Annotated in this window: 14 protein-coding genes; 13 read left to right on the forward strand and 1 reads right to left on the reverse strand. The window is 34.2% G+C overall.

Annotation, left to right across the window (positions count from 1 at the left end; all coding sequences use genetic code 11):
- Nucleotides 1–2: 2 nt before the first annotated feature.
- Complete coding sequence (sucD, locus tag H601_RS0106635) at nucleotides 3–875, forward strand: succinate--CoA ligase subunit alpha (protein WP_026710774.1); 873 nt, start codon at nucleotides 3–5, stop codon at nucleotides 873–875.
- Nucleotides 876–916: 41 nt separating this feature from the next.
- Here sucD and H601_RS0106640 read toward each other — a convergent pair whose 3' ends face one another.
- Nucleotides 917–2,098, reverse strand: coding sequence for a cytochrome-c peroxidase (locus H601_RS0106640; RefSeq protein WP_035655645.1), 1,182 nt, complete (start codon nucleotides 2,096–2,098; stop codon nucleotides 917–919).
- Nucleotides 2,099–2,225: 127 nt separating this feature from the next.
- Between H601_RS0106640 and fabG the strand changes: the two genes are divergently transcribed.
- From fabG to H601_RS0106700, 12 genes are all read left to right on the forward strand, one after another.
- Complete coding sequence (gene fabG, locus H601_RS0106645; RefSeq protein ID WP_026710776.1) at nucleotides 2,226–2,972, forward strand: 3-oxoacyl-[acyl-carrier-protein] reductase; 747 nt, start codon at nucleotides 2,226–2,228, stop codon at nucleotides 2,970–2,972.
- A 43-nt stretch (nucleotides 2,973–3,015) separates the two neighbouring features.
- A complete protein-coding gene (locus H601_RS0106650; RefSeq protein WP_026710777.1) occupies nucleotides 3,016–3,387 on the forward strand; it encodes a four helix bundle protein in 372 nt (123 codons plus the stop codon).
- Between the two features lie 56 nt (nucleotides 3,388–3,443).
- Entirely contained in the window at nucleotides 3,444–5,471 is a 2,028-nt protein-coding gene (locus H601_RS0106655; protein ID WP_026710778.1) for a hypothetical protein, read from the forward strand.
- Nucleotides 5,472–5,548: 77 nt separating this feature from the next.
- Nucleotides 5,549–5,983: a thioredoxin family protein gene (locus tag H601_RS0106660; RefSeq protein ID WP_026710779.1), complete on the forward strand. Its 435-nt coding sequence runs from the start codon at nucleotides 5,549–5,551 to the stop codon at nucleotides 5,981–5,983.
- Entirely contained in the window at nucleotides 5,983–6,969 is a 987-nt protein-coding gene (locus H601_RS0106665) for an FAD:protein FMN transferase (RefSeq protein ID WP_035655646.1), read from the forward strand. The genes H601_RS0106660 and H601_RS0106665 overlap by 1 nt, the downstream gene beginning before the upstream one ends.
- 48 nt (nucleotides 6,970–7,017) lie before the next feature.
- Nucleotides 7,018–7,227 carry a DUF4266 domain-containing protein gene (locus tag H601_RS0106670; RefSeq protein WP_026710781.1) on the forward strand — a complete coding sequence of 70 codons (210 nt, stop codon included), beginning with the start codon at nucleotides 7,018–7,020 and terminating at the stop codon, nucleotides 7,225–7,227.
- 157 nt (nucleotides 7,228–7,384) lie between these two features.
- Nucleotides 7,385–8,701, forward strand: a complete 1,317-nt coding sequence (locus H601_RS0106675; protein ID WP_026710782.1) for a DUF3570 domain-containing protein — start codon at nucleotides 7,385–7,387, stop codon at nucleotides 8,699–8,701.
- Between the two features lie 63 nt (nucleotides 8,702–8,764).
- Nucleotides 8,765–10,369, forward strand: a complete 1,605-nt coding sequence (locus tag H601_RS0106680; RefSeq protein ID WP_026710783.1) for a hypothetical protein — start codon at nucleotides 8,765–8,767, stop codon at nucleotides 10,367–10,369.
- A 10-nt stretch (nucleotides 10,370–10,379) separates the two neighbouring features.
- Nucleotides 10,380–11,042 carry a response regulator transcription factor gene (locus H601_RS0106685; RefSeq protein ID WP_026710784.1) on the forward strand — a complete coding sequence of 221 codons (663 nt, stop codon included), beginning with the start codon at nucleotides 10,380–10,382 and terminating at the stop codon, nucleotides 11,040–11,042.
- Nucleotides 11,035–12,435, forward strand: coding sequence for a sensor histidine kinase (locus H601_RS0106690; protein ID WP_035655647.1), 1,401 nt, complete (start codon nucleotides 11,035–11,037; stop codon nucleotides 12,433–12,435). The genes H601_RS0106685 and H601_RS0106690 overlap by 8 nt, the downstream gene beginning before the upstream one ends.
- A gap of 105 nt (nucleotides 12,436–12,540) precedes the next feature.
- A complete protein-coding gene (locus tag H601_RS0106695; RefSeq protein ID WP_084139944.1) occupies nucleotides 12,541–12,879 on the forward strand; it encodes a hypothetical protein in 339 nt (112 codons plus the stop codon).
- Nucleotides 12,880–12,966: 87 nt separating this feature from the next.
- The gene (locus H601_RS0106700; RefSeq protein ID WP_026710787.1) at nucleotides 12,967–17,304 is read left to right on the forward strand and encodes a CusA/CzcA family heavy metal efflux RND transporter; all 4,338 of its coding nucleotides are present in this window, start codon (nucleotides 12,967–12,969) and stop codon (nucleotides 17,302–17,304) included.
- Nucleotide 17,305 lies beyond the last annotated feature (1 nt).

Here is a 17,305-nt window from a genome sequence, read left to right on the forward strand (position 1 = left end):
TCATGAGCGTTTTAGTTAATAAAAATTCAAAAATAATTGTTCAAGGATTTACCGGAAGCGAAGGAACTTTTCACGCTTCTCAAATGATTGAATATGGTACAAATGTAGTAGGTGGTGTAACTCCCGGTAAAGGAGGAACAACACATTTAGATCGCCCCGTTTTTAATACAGTGAAAGATGCTGTTGAACAAGCCGGAGCCGATACAACCATTATTTTTGTACCACCCGCTTTTGCTGCTGATGCTATCATGGAAGCTGCTGATGCAGGAATAAAAGTAATTATTACGATTACGGAAGGAATTCCTGTGGCAGATATGATTAAAGCATACGCTTATATTAAAACTAAAAACTGTCGATTAATCGGTCCAAACTGTCCTGGTGTAATTACACAGGAAGAAGCGAAAGTAGGTATCATGCCTGGCTTTGTTTTCAAAAAAGGAAATGTAGGTATCGTTTCTAAATCGGGAACGTTAACATATGAGGCGGCAGACCAAGTTGTAAAACAAGGTTTAGGAATTACAACGGCTATCGGAATTGGTGGTGACCCAATCATCGGAACCACAACCAAAGAAGCAGTTGAATTATTGATGAATGACCCGGAAACACATTGTATCGTGATGATTGGTGAAATCGGAGGTCAGTTGGAAGCGGATGCAGCCAAATGGATTAAAGCTGACGGAAACCGCAAACCAGTTGTTGGTTTTATCGCTGGTGAAACCGCTCCAAAAGGAAGAACCATGGGTCACGCCGGTGCTATCGTAGGTGGTGCCGATGACACAGCTGAAGCCAAGAAAAGAATCATGAGAGAAAACGGTATTCACGTGGTAGATTCTCCGGCTGAGATTGGTAAGAAAGTAAAAGAGGTTTTAGGATAAAAAACTATAAAATAAAAAATCCCGCTTTTAGCGGGATTTTTTTATTCAAAAGGATTACTCCATTTCGGATTCGTATACACATCCGTTCCCGATAATGTTTTTAAGAAGGCAATTACGGCATTCACTTCCTGTGCGTTCAAATTCAATTGTTGACCAATTCCATTGGGTTTCAATCTTGGGTCTAAATTCGGATTATTGTTTGCGGCATTCACTAAATTTCCATAATGACCAATTGAAGCTTGTAATGTAGTGATCACTCCGGTATGCATCATTGGTCCGTTTGGTGTTCCGTCAGGCTTTGCAATATTACGTAGGGAAGGAGCTCTAAAATTGGTAAAATCCGCACCTCCATTGATGGAACCACCGATGCCATTGCTTAATGCATTCGGGTCGATATCAAACTCAGGTGCTCGATGGCATCCTTGACAGCCTAAACCTCCTCCGGTTCTTACGCTGTTCGCATCAAAGGTTGGAGGAGCTAAAAATAAGTTTTTTCCCTGATTTTCTTGTGCAGTAAAATTTTGAAATGGAGCACCATCGTTTGGAGCCAATGCTCGTCCGGCATCATATTTACTGTCAAAAGACTGAATACTTCTGATGAATTGTGCCAAAGCATTCTGGATTTTTACCTCTGTCACTTCTTCAGAACCATAGACAAACTTGAATAATTCTTTGTAGTAACCAATGTTACTTAATTTGGTTAGCAAAGCTGAAAAGGGTTCGTCTCCATTTGTTCCACTAAACCCCATTTCTCCATGGTCTTTAATAGGCATTGTTGTTTGAATTTCCAAATTAGATGCTCTTTCGTCCCAAAAAAACTTTGCTTCTGCTCCAAATCGAGCATTGATTAATCGCATGGAGTGTCTTCCGGTTGTTCCGTTTACTCCTTGACTGGCAACTGCAACATCACTAAACCCATTGGCTTGTTGATGGCAACTTGCACATGAAATCGTATTGTTGGACGAAAGATTTTTATCGTAAAATAAGATTCGGCCTAAAGTAGCTCCTTTATCCGTAATGGGATTACTTTGACCATTGAATCGAGTGATGTAATTCGGTAAAGGTTGATTGGCATAATTTGCCAAATTTTCAAGATCAATATTGTCACCAAAAGTGGCTTTTACTTGTTGAAAGGGATCAATAATTTCTTCATATTTTTTATCTTCATCAGAACAAGAAAAAAGAAGAGTTGAGAGCAGAAATAAAAAGATTGTTTTTTTCATTTGGTTAGGTTTAGTTTCAATAAGACGTAATTTCTTAAAAAAGGTTTAAAACCAATTCAATATTTTTAAAACCTTAAAATATTCCTATCTTTGATGCTCAATCAAACGAATCTAATTTACAATAAATATGAAATTATTAGAAGGAAAAGTAGCCATCATCACCGGTGCCAGTCGTGGAATTGGTAGCGGAATCGCTAAAGTTTTTGCTCAACACGGAGCTAATGTGGCATTTACGTATAGTTCATCAGCCGAATCGGCTTTGGTTTTAGAAAATGAATTAAACGCTTTAGGAATTAAAGCCAAAGGATACAAATCAAACGCAGCCGATTTCAATGAAGCTCAAAAATTAGCTGATGATGTGATCGCAGAATTCGGTACCATCGATATTTTAATTAACAACGCCGGAATCACGAAAGACAACCTTTTAATGAGAATGTCAGAAGAAGATTTTGATAAAGTCATCGAAATTAACTTAAAATCGGTTTTCAACATGACCAAAGCGGTGCAAAAAGTAATGTTGAAAAACCGCAAAGGTTCCATCGTTAATATGAGTTCGGTTGTGGGTGTAAAAGGAAATGCCGGACAAGCGAACTATGCTGCTTCAAAAGCGGGAATGATTGGATTTACCAAGTCAATTGCGTTAGAATTAGGTTCGCGTAACATCCGTTGCAACGCCATCGCACCAGGTTTTATCGAAACCGAAATGACCGGAAAATTAAATGAAGAAGTGGTACAAGGTTGGAGAGATTCTATCCCACTAAAACGAGGCGGAACACCGGAGGATGTGGCCAATGCTTGTCTTTTCCTAGCTTCAGACTTGAGTGCTTACGTAACCGGACAAGTAATGAATGTGGATGGGGGAATGTTAACTTAGAGTTTAGAAGTTTAGAAGTTTAAAAGTTTAAAAGGGAGTGCTTATGAGAACATTCAGTTTTGAAAAGTTGATTGCTTGGCAAAAAGGAAGAGAATTAGCTCTTTTAATTTACAGAACAACAAAACAATTTCCGAAAGAAGAAATTTTCGGTTTAACGAGTCAAATGAGACGTTGTTCCATTTCCATCGCATCTAATTTAGCAGAAGGTTCCGGAAGACAATCTTTAAAAGAAAAAGCCAGATTTTCTGAAATTGCCTATAGTTCATCTTTAGAATTATTAAATCAAGTCATTTTATCTAACGATTTTGAATATATAAATGAAAATGATTATTTAAGTTTAAGAGAAAAAATAGCAGAAGTTAACATGTTAATTGATGGTTTATACAAATCACAAATTAAAAAATTGGAGCAGTAATTTTTAACCTCAATCCCTTTTAAACTTTTAAACCTTTAAACTCTTAAACTAAAAAAATGACTTCCTCAACCGTCCTTTTACTCTTACTTTCAGTACTACTGGCCGGAGGTGTATCATTTTTTCAGTATTTCTACAAAGTCAAAACCCATTCAAAAATCAATTGGTTCATGGCTTTTTTGCGTTTCATCGCCATTTTCGGATTGTTAGTTTTATTAATTAATCCCATTCTTACCCAAAAATCATTTGAAACGGTTAAAATACCATTGCCGATTGTGGTGGATAATTCTTCTTCAATAGTTGAATTAAAGTCAAATGAATCCGCTTTAGAAGTGTATAAAAAACTGACATCCAATGCCGATTTAAAAGATAAATTTGATGTGCAATCCTATCAATTTTCAAATGAATTGGAATCTTCTGAATCATACGATTTCAAAGGAACGCAAACTCGAATTGATGGAGTAGGAAAGGGTTTAAAAAGTATTCACAAAAGCGTAAATCATCCCACCGTGATTGTAACGGACGGTAACCAAACCCAAGGAAGCGATTATATTTATTCTTTTGACGAAAATAAAGCGGTTTACCCTATTGTTTTGGGCGATACGACAGCAGTTCTAGATTTAAAAATCAGTCAACTCAACGTTAACAAATACGCTTTTTTAAAGAATAAATTTCCGGTGGAAGTGTTTGTCAATTATTCCGGAAATAAAAGTTTGAATGCTACTTTTTCTATTTCACAAGGCAATTCGGTTTTGAGTAAACAAAATGTGAGTTTTTCAAACAGTCAAAAATCACAAATGATAACTGTTTTACTTCCGGCTGAAAAAGTAGGAGTGCAAGTTTTTAAAGCGACAATTTCCTCTTCTGAACAGGAAAAAAACACCTACAACAATTCCAAGAATTTTGCGGTTGAAATCATCGACCAAAAGACAGAAGTTGCTATTGTTTCCTCCATTAATCATCCGGATATTGGAGCGTTAAAACGAGCAATTGAGTCCAATCAACAACGTAAAGTTACGATTGTTAAACCCAATCAAATCAATTCACTACAAGATTTTAATGTTTTGATTTTGTATCAACCAACGGCTGAATTTAAATCGGTTTTTGAAAAAAATAGTTTGGCAAATTTGAATACGTGGATAATTACCGGATTGAAAACCGATTTTAATTTTTTAAATCAACATCAATCTACTTTTGATTTTAAAATGTCTTCACAACTCGAAGATTATTTGGCCAGTTTTTCACCTGAATTTAATCTCTTTGCCATTGATAATATTGGATTTGAGAATTTTCCGCCACTGCAAAATCCGTTTGGTACCATTACGTCAAAAACAAAATATGATAAATTAATTGGAGCCAGAATCAGAAATGTTGAACTAGAATCACCTTTGCTGGCTTATACTGAAAATCAAGGAAAACGTACTGCTTTTTTATTGGGAGAAAACATCTGGAAATGGCGTTTGCAAAGCCATATCGATCAACAAAGCTTTGAAAAATTTGATGTGTTTATTGATAAAACCATTCAGTTTTTATCTTCCAACAATGCTCGAAAATCATTGGTGGTAACCCACGAAAACTTCTATAATTTCGGCGATGCTATTGAAATCAATGCTCAATATTTCAACAAAAATTATGAGTTTGATGACAATGCCCGTTTATCCATCACGGTAAAAAACAAAGCAACCAATCAAACCAAATCGTATGATTTACTAAAATCAACCAATTCGTATAAAGTAAATTTAGACGGACTTTCTGCCGGGAATTATTCGTTTACGGTTACTGAAAACAATTCAAAAACGTCTTATTCCGGTTTTTTTGAAGTCTTAGATTTTGATATTGAAAAACAATTTGTGAATCCTGATTATGCTAAATTAAACCAATTGGCCAGCCACACGAATGGGAAAACCTATTTAGCCAATCAAGTGGAAGAATTAATTCAATCGCTTTTGACTAATGAAAATTACAAACCTATTCAGAAAGAAATTGTAAAAAAGACACCGATAATTGATTGGTTTTGGTTATTAATCATCATTGTGTTGGCTTTGGCTTCGGAGTGGTTTATTCGAAAATACAATGGATTGCTTTAACTTAAGATTTACTTAATAACAAATTTACATTCAATAAAGTAAACGTAATTCCGTTATTTTTACATAAAATTTGACGGATGAAAAAAAATCTTCTTTTCGTTTTACTGCTAGTAAATTCGCTTTTAATAGCTCAAAATTGGCAAACTAATTTTGAAGAAGCCAAAGTTTTAGATCAAAAAGAAAATAAAAATATTGTGTTGGTTTTTTCCGGTTCTGATTGGTGTGCACCTTGTATGAAATTGGAGAAAAATATCTGGATGTCGCAAGAATTTCAGACGGAATCTCAAAACAATTGGATTACCTACAAAGCGGATTTTCCAAAGAAAAAAGCGAATCAACTTCCTACGGAATTGACTGAACAAAACAAAAAATTAGCTGAAAAATATAATAAAGAAGGGAGTTTCCCTCTTGTAGTTTTACTTACTCCATCGGGAAAAGTATTGGGTATGTTCGGATTTAAAAATATTTCTCCTTCTGATTATATTGCCTTAATTCATTCAGCTGAAAAATAATGAGGTTACTATTTTTCATATTATCATTCTTTTTTTCAACTGTTTTGTCGGCACAGATGGTTTATACCCAAAAAACAAATATGTTGGGCAGTCCGTTTGAGATGACTGTTGTAGCCAAAGATTCGGTTGAAGGAAATTATTTTATTCAAAAAGCTATTGAGGAAGTAAAACGAATTGAGCATTTAATTTCTGATTGGATACCCAATACACAAATCTCAAAAGTGAATCAAAGTGCTGGTATCACTCCTGTAAAAGTGGATCAAGAAGTATTTCAATTAATTGATAGAGCTATTAAAATTTCAAAATTAACCAATGGAGCTTTTGATATTTCGTATGCTTCGATGGATAAAATTTGGAAGTTTGACGGTAGCATGAAAGAAATGCCAACTGAAGAAGCCATCAAAAATTCGGTTGCGAAAGTGGGATACCAAAACATCATTTTAAACGAAAAAGAATCGACTATTTTTCTGAAAAATAAAGGAATGAAACTCGGTTTGGGTGGAATTGGACAAGGTTATATTGCCGATAAAATTAAAGTTTTATTAATTGAAAGTGGATGCAAATCTGGAATTGTCAATGTTTCAGGCGACATTTTCGCTTGGGGAAAACAGCCCGATGGTAAACCTTGGACGGTAGCTATTGTAAATCCCATTAATAAAAATAAAGTATTTGCCACTTTTCCATTAGAAGACAGTGCTGTTGAAACTTCCGGAAGTTATGAAAAGTATGTTACTTTCAATGGAAAACGCTATTCGCATATTATAGATCCAAGAACAGGTTATCCTGCTACGGGCATTGTGAGTGTATCGGTTTTTGCCAAAACCACAGAAGTAGCCGATGCACTCGCTACCGGAGTTTTTGTGTTGGGTGTTGACGTCGGACTCGACTTAATCAACCAACTCAAAGGAATTGAATGTATTATTGTAGATGATAAGGGTGTGGTGCATACTTCTAAAAATATCGATATGAAAAAATTTGATAAGTAAATTTCGATTTTATAAAATTTTATAAATCTGTGTTCTAAAAATAGCGTAATGAAAAAAATAACAATTTTAACCTTACTTCTTATCATTCTTCAATCCTGCAATTCAGTAAAAGAATACGAAAAAGAAAAAATAAATGACCCAGACATGAAATTGGCCGCACGACCCTCTGAACGTTTTGAAACCAATTTTCAAGTCTATCGCGAAGCAGCAGCCGGAGCCAATGGTGGTAAAACCGGTGGTGGGTGTGGGTGTAATTAGTTTATAGGCTTAAAAGTTTAAAAGTTTAAGGGTTTAAGAGTTTAAAAGTTTAAGAATTTAAAAGTTTAAAAGGTTTTGAGAATACTGGATTGAGAGTCTTAAGTCATTTTTAAAATTTTTTCAATTTCTTAAATCTGTGTTCAAAAAAAAACATTTTATGAAAAATTATAATGTATTCATTTTGTTATTCATCACATCATTTGGATTTGCTCAAGTGAATGATTCTACACAAGTGAGTTACAAAAAACGTGTCTTAGAATCTATAGAAGTTGATTTCTTGATGAGTTATTACAAACAAGACGGGATTCATTCAGCAGTAGCCGGTGGAAAAGGGATGGAAGAACTTACTGATATTACGCCAACCATTGTAGTGGCAGTTCCTTTAAACGACGACGATGTTTTAACGGTAGATATGGGAATTTCGGCTTATTCTTCTGCTTCTTCAGGAAATATCAATCCTTTTGATAGTAATACGCCTAGTCCGTGGCAAGCGAGTTCAGGTGCTTCGGCTCAAGATGTGTTAACTACCTTAGTGATAAATTATAGCCATAGTTCAGATGATCGCAATACCATCTGGAATGCCCATGTTTCCGGTTCGGTGGAGTATGATTATTCTTCGATTGGTTTTGGTGGAGGTTTAACTAAATTATTCAACAATAAAAATACAGAATTAGGTATCGCCGCTAATGTGTATTTAGATACTTGGAAACCCATTTATCCAAAGGAGTTACAAGATTTTGCCGATAACGGTAATAATTTGAATGGGGGAATATTCGATAATTTTACGATTATTGGTAATACTAGTTATGCTCCAACTAAATTTATTTTTCATCAAGACAAAAACAGAAATTCCTTTGCTTTGTCTTTCAGTTTTTCGCAAGTACTGAATAAAAAGACACAAATTTCAATTTTTGCTGATGTTTTGCAACAGCAAGGATTGCTCTCTACACCGTATCAACGGGTTTATTTTGCCGATGTTGACAATGCTTTTATCAACGAATTTCAATTGGCCGATGACATTGAGCGATTGCCCGATAGCCGATTTAAATTACCCATCGGAGCTCGTTTGAATTATTATGTGAATGAAAAGTTGGTGTTACGAACCTATTATCGTTTTTATACTGATAATTGGGGCATTAATTCGCATACGGCTAGTTTAGAATTGCCATATAAAATTACCGACCGATTTACCTTAATTCCGATGTATCGTTTTTACACGCAACAAGCCTCAAAATATTTTGCTCCGTACGAACAGCATCTATCTACTGAGAAATATTATACGTCAGACTATGATTTATCTTCTTTTGATGCTCATCAATACGGAATGGGAGTAAGTTATACCGATATTTTTACAGCCGCTAAAATTTGGAAATTCGGTATAAAAAACTTAGATTTCCGATACAATCATTACTCCAGAAGTGATGGATTGGAAGCTGATATCGTGTCGTTTGGAATTAAATTTGTCATGCAATAGTTGTGTAACTTTAGTAGCAAAACAGCTCGTTTTTTGGAATTAACTTTGTGGAAAACCTAACCCATGAAAACAATTTTTAGCACATTTTTACTTTTATTTTTTGCTCAGTTTTCTTTTTCACAAAGTGAATTTGATTATACGGTTCAAATAAATCCAATTACCATAAGCGGACTTCCAGGTTTGCATTCTTTTGCCTTTGGACAAAGTCAAGGAAAATGGTTAATTATTGGTGGACGATTAGACGGTTTACATGCACGTCAGCCTTTCAATGCATTTCCGGCTTCCAACAATAATTCCTCAATTTATGTTGTAGATAGAACAACTCAACAAAGTTGGTCAGTTTCATTATCCTCTTTACCAACCGGAATTAAAGAGCAGCTACAGTCCACCAATATGAATTTTTATCAAGATGGTGATACGCTTTACATTATAGGCGGTTATGCTTTTTCGGCCTCGGCCAATGATCATATCACATTTGATAAATTAACCGCAATTGATGTTCCGGGATTGATGAATGCGATTCAAAATAATTTACCGATTTCTTCTTTTTTTAAGCAAATTAGCAATTCTTTTTTCGCTGTAACGGGAGGACAATTGGGAAAAATTGATACTACTTTTTACTTAGTTGGGGGTCATCGTTTTGATGGTCGATACAACCCAATGGGTAATCCAACATTCACACAGACCTACACCAATCAAATTAGAAAATTTACGATTGATAATTCAGAAACTCAATTGAGTTTTAGTGTAGTGGAACAAATAACAGACCCCATTCATTTGCATCGAAGAGATTATAATTTAGTGCCTCAGGTTTTTCCGGATGGAGAATTAGGTTATACTATTTCTTCAGGTGTTTTTCAAATTAATCAAGATTTACCCTTTTTGTACCCTGTAGATGTGAAGGCATCCGGACATATTCCGCAAACGTCTTTCAATCAATATTTAAGCAATTACCACTGTGGTAAAGTAGGATTATTTGAAGCAACATCCAATACGATGCATAATCTATTCTTTGGCGGAATGAGTCAATATTATTACAACGGAACAACTTTAGTACAAGATAATTTGGTTCCATTTGTCAAAACCATTAGTCGAGTAACACGAGAAGCAAATGGTAATTTAACAGAATATAAATTTCCCAACGAAATGCCTTTGTTAAATGGTGCCGGAGCTGAATTTATTCCGAATTTGAGTTTACCTCATTTTTCAAATGAAGTGATAAAATTGGATGATATTGCAGAAGATGAATTTGTAATAGGTCATTTGGTTGGAGGAATTTCAAGCTCTTCTTTAAATCCGTTTTCGGCCAATCAAACGAATACTACTTCTGCCAATCCAACGGTTTATGAAGTAAAATTGATTAGAGAACAATCGATGTCTATTCCGGTAACGGATAGTAAGAATCCGGTATCGTTTACAATTGCACCCAATCCGATTAAAGGCAAAAAAATAGATATGGAATTTTCGGTTCCATATATTGCAGAATTGACGTATTTTATTACTTCATTCGATGGAAAAATTATCAGCGAAGGTGAAATAACTGATTTTAATTCCGGTAAAAATAAAATGGAATTTATATTACCTCAAAAAATGACCCAATCGTTTATACTTACCCTTATATTTGACAATAAGTTTTATGCCTCTCAAAAAGTGTTAGTGGAAAAGTAAAAATCTAGAAATGAACATTTTAATCATAGAAGATGAATCCGGAATCGCCTCTTTCTTAAAACAAGGATTGGAGGAAGAAAATTACGTAATTTCTTTAGCTTCAAATGGAGAAGAGGGTTTACAAAAAGCTCTTACTGAACAACCGGATTTAATTCTTTTAGATTGGATGTTGCCCAAACTTTCCGGTTTAGAGGTTTGTAAAGCTTTTAGAAAGAAAGATACGCAAACGCCCATTCTTTTTTTAACCGCGAAAGATACTATTCAAGAAACCATTGAAGGACTCAAAGCCGGTGCCAATGATTACATTAAAAAGCCTTTTTCATTTGAAGAATTATTGGAACGCATTAAAATTCATTTTAGAAATAAAGACGAAAATAAAGTCTTAACGTTGGGCAATATAGTTTTGGATAAAAATACTTTTCAAGTGTTTGTAGATAAAAATGAAGTAAATTTGACACAGAGAGAGTTTGAATTATTAGCCTATCTAATTAAAAATAAGGGTACTGTTTGCACCCGAACGAGCATCATTGAAGACGTTTGGGATATTCATTTTGAATACGATACCGGTGTGATTGATGTTTTTATGAATGCTATTCGTAAGAAATTAAACCTAACCAAAGATCAAGAACTAATCAAAACTATTAGGGGAGTAGGCTACATCGCAAATGATTAAGTATTTTAATTTTTCTTTTAAAAACAGAATCGCTTTTAACTACATTGTGAGTAGTTCTATTTTTATTGCCCTGGTTTTTATTGCCATTTTTCAAGTTGTAAAATTGAGCGTTAACAATCATATTAACGAAGAAGTGTATGACGAATTGATGAAACATTTGGATGATGTAACTACCGATTCTAATGATACCTATCTCATTCAAGTGGACCAATGGAGAGCCAGAGAGCATAATTCAATAAGTGTGAATCCGGTTTTTGTGCAATTTTATGATACCAATGGCGAAACCATCGATAAATCTCCCAATCTTAAAGAGTCTGATTTAAAGTTGTTTGACTCATCAAAAAATGATGTATTTGTCAATTCTGAATTAAATTCCATTCCCATCAGGCAAATTCAAACTCCCATTCTCAATTCTAACAAAGTAGTTGGATTTCTGGTAGTTGCCATGTCGTTGGAGGATTTTGAGATTGTATTGATATTAAAAAACATTCTTTTAATTACTTTTCCTTTAATTCTTTTTTTATTGTTTTTGATTGCTCGATTTTTTGCCGGAAGAAGTATTAAACCTGTCCAAACAATAATTGAAACCTCCAATCAAATTACCAAAGACAATTTAAAGAGCCGAATTCCTTTACCTCAAAATAAAGATGAATTGTATATTTTATCCGAAAATATCAACAATCTTTTAAATCGGATTGAAAATGCTGTTGATCGTGAAAAACAGTTCACTTCCGATGCTTCGCATGAATTAAGAACACCTTTGGCAGTCATTAAAGGCACGATGGAAGTACTCATTCGCAAACCCCGAAATGAAGAGGAATACAAAGACAAAATTCGCTTTTGTATTAACGAAGTAGATCGATTGAATAAAATGGTAGACCAGTTGCTTTTATTGGCTCGATTTGAAAATCAAAAAAGCAACAGTAAAAAAGAAAGTGTGTATTTGAATGCTTTGGTTTTAGATACTTTATCTCGATATTCTGATAAAATAGAAGCCAAAAAAATAAGCGTCATCACTCATTTTGATGCTGATTTTTATGTAGAATCGGATAACTACCTTTTGTCAATAATTATAGAAAATTTGATTTCTAATTCGATAAAATATAACCATATAAACGGTACTATAGAAGTTGAATTAAAAAAATCCACCAACGAAATTACTTTAATAATCTCCGATAATGGAATCGGAATTTCTGAACAAGACTTGAATAAAATTTTTAATTCGTTTTATCGTTCTGATGTTTCCAATCACCCTGAAATTAAAGGAACTGGTTTAGGTTTATCCATTGTAAAAAGACTTTGTGATGTATTAAATTTTGAAATTTCCGTTGAGAGTAAATTAAACGAAAAAACTCAATTTAGCCTATTTCTTCCCATCACTAAACTTAAGTAGTTCTTAAGCCAAACCTCATTTTAATTGCCTATCTTTGTTTAGTATATGAATCATTACTTATTGATAATGAATAAATTAATTGCCATATTTTTAATATCGATTTTTATGTGTGCCAACACATCAATAGGGCAATTGCTAAAACTTCCATATTTAATTGAACATTACAACGAACATAAAAACGAAACCAAGAATGCTTTCATTTCGTTTATTGATTTTATAAAATTACATTATTCCAAAAATGCTGAGCACAGTCATGAAGAACACCATGACTTACCCTTTAAAACCCTAGAAAACACCTCATCAATCATTTATTTTGCGATGATGGAAAACAACCAATTTGAAACGATTTCCTTTTTCAACACTAGAAAAAAAATCTTTCATTACCATTCTACTTTTAAATCGAATTTAACTTCTTCGATTTGGCTTCCGCCAAAAATAGCATAACATTTTTCACAAATTAACAAAAGTGTTTTTGTGTATTTATTTGTTTATCAAATAAGTACTATTTATTTAGTTTAATTATATCAAAAAATGTTAGAAAAAATAATTGCTTTTAGTTTAAAAAATAAACTAATTGTTCTCCTGTTTACATTGGGTATTTTAGGATTCGGATTGTACTCCGTTTTTCAAATATCAATAGGAGCCGTGCCGGATGTCACCAACAATCAAGTACAAGTTATTACGACTTCAAGAAATCTTTCCACACAAGATATTGAACAATATATTACCTATCCTGTAGAATTAGAAATGGCCAATTTACCCGGCGTGACCGAAATTCGTTCCATTTCTAAATTTGGTTTATCTGTCGTAACCATTGTCTTTGAAGATGAAATAGGCACCTATTTACCCCGTCAATTGATTGCCGAAAAAATAAAAACCGCTTCTGAAAAAATCCCACAAGGTTTTGGAACACCTGAAATGGGGCCTATTACAACCGGTTTAGGTGAAGTGTATCAATACACGTTGGAGGTCAAACCTGAATTTAAGGACCGTTTTTCGATTACCGATTTGCGTACCATTCAAGATTGGGTCGTAAAAAGAAAGCTATCCGGAATAAAAGGTGTAGTTGAAATCAATACTTGGGGCGGCTATTTGAAACAATACGAATTGGCTATCAACACTTCTAGCCTCAAAGCGATGAATGTTGTTGTGTCAGATGTTATTACCGCTTTAGAAAAAAACAACAGTATTGCCGGTGGTTCCTATATAGAAAAAACCAATCAAAGTTACTTTATTCGAGGTGAAGGTCGAGTAACAAAACTTGAAGATATTGAAAATATCGTGATTAAAAATGTAAACGGAAATCCGATTTACATAAAAAATATCGCCAAAGTTCAATTTGGTCATGCCAATCGTTTTGGAGCCATTACCGGTAATGGAGAAGGTGAAAAAGTACTAGGTCAAGTGATGATGCTCAAAGGAGCCAATTCCAAACAAGTTATTGAAGATGTGAAACTTCGCGTAACTGAAATCGAAAAAACACTCCCCGAAGGTATTTACATCAACGGGTTTTTAGAAAGAAGTGAATTAGTTGGAAAAACAACTTTCACCGTTGCTGAAAATTTAATTTTAGGATGTTTAATCGTCATTTTTGTGGTGGTTGTATTGTTAGGAAATTGGCGTTCTGGATTGGTTGTGGCCTCTGTCATTCCACTTTGTTTGTTGTTTGCGATTTCGTTTATGAATATTTTCGGAATCGATGCTAATTTAATGAGTTTAGGTGCAATCGATTTCGGAATCATTATTGACGGAGCGGTTATCATCGTTGAGTTCATTGCCTTTCAAATTGCTCATAAATCCAAACATATAGTAGGTTTAGCAAAAGAAGAACGTCAGATGGAAATTGATCAAATTACCTATAAAAGTGCTTCCAAAATGATGAATTCAGCTGTGTTTGGTCAGTTAATCATCCTTATCGTTTTTATACCCATTTTATCCCTTTCCGGAGTCGAAGGTAAAATGTTTAAACCCATGGCCATGACATTTAGTTTTGCTTTATTGGGTGCCATGTTGCTTTGTTTTACCTATGTTCCGGTGGCTGCTTCTTTGTTTTTAAAACCGAAAGAAGAAAATCCAAATTCAATTTCCAATCGTTTAATAAGTCAATTGAATAATTGGTATTTACCGGTGATGAAATGGTCATTAGCAAATGCCAAAAAAGTATTGGTAGGAGCAGTAAGTTTATTGTTTTTTGCCATCGTTTTATTTTCTACCATGGGTGGAGAGTTTATTCCACAACTTGATGAAGGTGATTTTGTTATTCAACCTGTTTTAAAAACCGGAACATCTCTTTCAAAAACTATCGAAACAACTACTAAAATTGAGTCTATTATTTTAAATAATTTTCCCGAAGTTGCTCAAGTAGTGAGTAGAATAGGGGCAGCAGAAGTGCCAACCGACCCAATGAGTATGGAGGAAAGCGATATTATTGTAAAATTGAAACCAAAATCGGAATGGGTTTCTGCAACTTCAAAAGATGAATTGGCCGATAAAATAAAAGCGGCTTTGGAAGCAAAAATCCCAAACATGGAAATTGAATTTACACAACCTATCGAAATGCGATTCAACGAATTAATTTCCGGTTCACGTTCTGATGTGGCCATTAAAATTTTTGGTGAAGATTTGGAAGTTTTGGCCAAAAAAGCTCATGAAATTGAAAAAGCAATTAAAAATGTAGAAGGAGCATCAGACATCATCATTGAAAAAACGGAAGGTTTGCCTCAAATGTTTGTGGAATACGACCGAACAAAAATAGCCCGATACGGACTGAATATTGCCGATTTAAATGATATGATTGCTTTAGGATTCGCCGGAAAAACAGTTGGAAATGTTTTTGAGGGAGAAAAACGATTTGATTTGGTCATTCGATTAGAAAAACAAAACAGAACGGATATTGAAGATATCCAAAATTTATTTGTTTCTACTCCCAACGGCGACCAAATTCCGTTACGTGAATTGGCTAATATTACTTACACTGAAGGACCGGCAAAAATTTCACGGGACAATACTAATCGTCGAATTGTAGTGGGAATCAATGTCAGAAACAGAGATTTGCAAAGTGTGGTAGATGATGTGAAAAAGCAAATTGAGTCTAAAGTCACGTTACCACCGGGTTACCGAATCACTTATGGTGGTCAATTTGAAAATTTAGAAAGTGCCAAAGCCAGATTGTTAATTGCCGTTCCAATTGCCTTGTTTTTAATTTTTGTGTTGTTGCACTTTGCTTTTGGTTCCATTAAAGAAGCATTGATGGTGTATTCTGCTATTCCATTATCGGCTGTTGGTGGCGTTTTATTTTTATGGATGCGTGATTTACCGTTTAGTATTTCTGCCGGAGTTGGATTTATTGCTCTTTTCGGAATTGCAGTACTCAATGGAATTGTGTTAATCGAACATTTTAAAGAACTAAAACACAGCGGTATGAAAGATATGAATGAATTAATTCTAAAAGGAACAACCGATCGATTACGTCCCGTATTATTAACCGCTACCGCTGCTGCTTTAGGATTTTTGCCAATGGCTATTTCTTCCGGTGCCGGTGCAGAAATACAACGACCCTTAGCAACGGTTGTGATTGGTGGTTTGTTTACGGCCACTTTATTAACCATGATCGTTCTACCATTATTATTTAAAATATTTGACGAAAAAGAATTTAAAAAACCTAAGTTCAAAAAGCATGTTAGTGGAACGTATTGCTTAATATTTTTACTTGTAACTAGTGTTGGATTTGCTCAGAACAATCCATCTGAATTAGACTCGATAATGGCAAAAGCGTTGCAAAATAACTCGGCAATAAAAGCAGGAAAATTGCAAATTGATAAAGCAAATGCTGCCATTCAAACGGCTTATAATTTTGATAAAACCACGCTTTATTATGGTTATGATCAGAATAACTTAGCGTTAAATAATTTACCTTTAAAGGTTTTTGGTGTGCAACAATCGTTTGCATTTCCAACTGTTTATGGAGCTCAAAAAAAGGTATTGCAATCAGAATCCGAAATTCAAAAAGCATCATTTGAATTGCAGAAAAATGAATTGCAAAACAATATTTCTAAAGTATATCATCAGATTGTATATATTCAACATCAAGAGAAACTGTATCGTTATTTGGATAGTTTGTACCAAAATTTTTCAAAAGCCAGTCATCGTCGTTTTGAATTGGGTGAAACCAATTATTTAGAAAAGATTACCGCAGAGGCTAAGTTTAGACAAATAAGAACTAAGCTTTCTCAGTTGGAAAAAGAAAAAAAAGTACAACTTGAAATTTTACAATCGTTGGTTCAAACGGATGAAAAAATAGTTATTCAATCGACTACAATTGTGCCATTAATTGACTTTCAACAATCCAAAAGTCAAGGACTTTATCAGGATTATTGGCAAAGTGTTTCCAAAAAATACCAAACCAATGAAAAATTACAAAAGCAAAATTGGTTACCCGATTTGAACTTGGAATACTTTCAGGGAAGAAATACCGGTTTGTCACAATCCTTGTATGGTTTTCAAGTGGGTATTGCTGTTCCAATTTTATGCAACGGAAATCTGGCTAAATCCAAAGTAGCAAAGTTGGAAACACAAGTTTGGGAGCAGCAAAAGCAAAACGAAGCGATTAGACTTGAATCACATATCATTCAGAAAAAAAATGAATTGGAGCAACATTTTCAAGCCATTGACTATTATAATCAATTTGGCAAAAAAGTAGCAGAAGAAATTATAAAAGTAGCCAATTTAAGTTATCAACAGGGTGAAATTGATTTCTTTCAATACATCATTAGTTTAGAAAACGCCACTTCTATCCAGGTCGATTATCTATCGGCTGTGAATCAATTCAATCAAACACAACTCGATATTCAATACATCAATTATCAATAAA

This window comes from Flavobacterium filum DSM 17961 (genome assembly GCF_000425465.1).
Classification (GTDB): Bacteria; Bacteroidota; Bacteroidia; order Flavobacteriales; family Flavobacteriaceae; genus Flavobacterium; species Flavobacterium filum.

Excerpts from the sequence above, each read along its gene's own strand:
- sucD (WP_026710774.1), top strand. The coding sequence starts at position 3 with ATGAGCGTTTTAGTTAATAAAAATTCAAAAATAATTGTTCAAGGATTT.
- H601_RS0106640 (WP_035655645.1), bottom strand. The coding sequence starts at position 2,098 with ATGAAAAAAACAATCTTTTTATTTCTGCTCTCAACTCTTCTTTTTTCT.
- fabG (WP_026710776.1), top strand. The coding sequence starts at position 2,226 with ATGAAATTATTAGAAGGAAAAGTAGCCATCATCACCGGTGCCAGTCGT.
- H601_RS0106650 (WP_026710777.1), top strand. The coding sequence starts at position 3,016 with ATGAGAACATTCAGTTTTGAAAAGTTGATTGCTTGGCAAAAAGGAAGA.
- H601_RS0106655 (WP_026710778.1), top strand. The coding sequence starts at position 3,444 with ATGACTTCCTCAACCGTCCTTTTACTCTTACTTTCAGTACTACTGGCC.
- H601_RS0106660 (WP_026710779.1), top strand. The coding sequence starts at position 5,549 with ATGAAAAAAAATCTTCTTTTCGTTTTACTGCTAGTAAATTCGCTTTTA.
- H601_RS0106665 (WP_035655646.1), top strand. The coding sequence starts at position 5,983 with ATGAGGTTACTATTTTTCATATTATCATTCTTTTTTTCAACTGTTTTG.
- H601_RS0106670 (WP_026710781.1), top strand. The coding sequence starts at position 7,018 with ATGAAAAAAATAACAATTTTAACCTTACTTCTTATCATTCTTCAATCC.
- H601_RS0106675 (WP_026710782.1), top strand. The coding sequence starts at position 7,385 with ATGAAAAATTATAATGTATTCATTTTGTTATTCATCACATCATTTGGA.
- H601_RS0106680 (WP_026710783.1), top strand. The coding sequence starts at position 8,765 with ATGAAAACAATTTTTAGCACATTTTTACTTTTATTTTTTGCTCAGTTT.
- H601_RS0106685 (WP_026710784.1), top strand. The coding sequence starts at position 10,380 with ATGAACATTTTAATCATAGAAGATGAATCCGGAATCGCCTCTTTCTTA.
- H601_RS0106690 (WP_035655647.1), top strand. The coding sequence starts at position 11,035 with ATGATTAAGTATTTTAATTTTTCTTTTAAAAACAGAATCGCTTTTAAC.
- H601_RS0106695 (WP_084139944.1), top strand. The coding sequence starts at position 12,541 with ATGTGTGCCAACACATCAATAGGGCAATTGCTAAAACTTCCATATTTA.
- H601_RS0106700 (WP_026710787.1), top strand. The coding sequence starts at position 12,967 with ATGTTAGAAAAAATAATTGCTTTTAGTTTAAAAAATAAACTAATTGTT.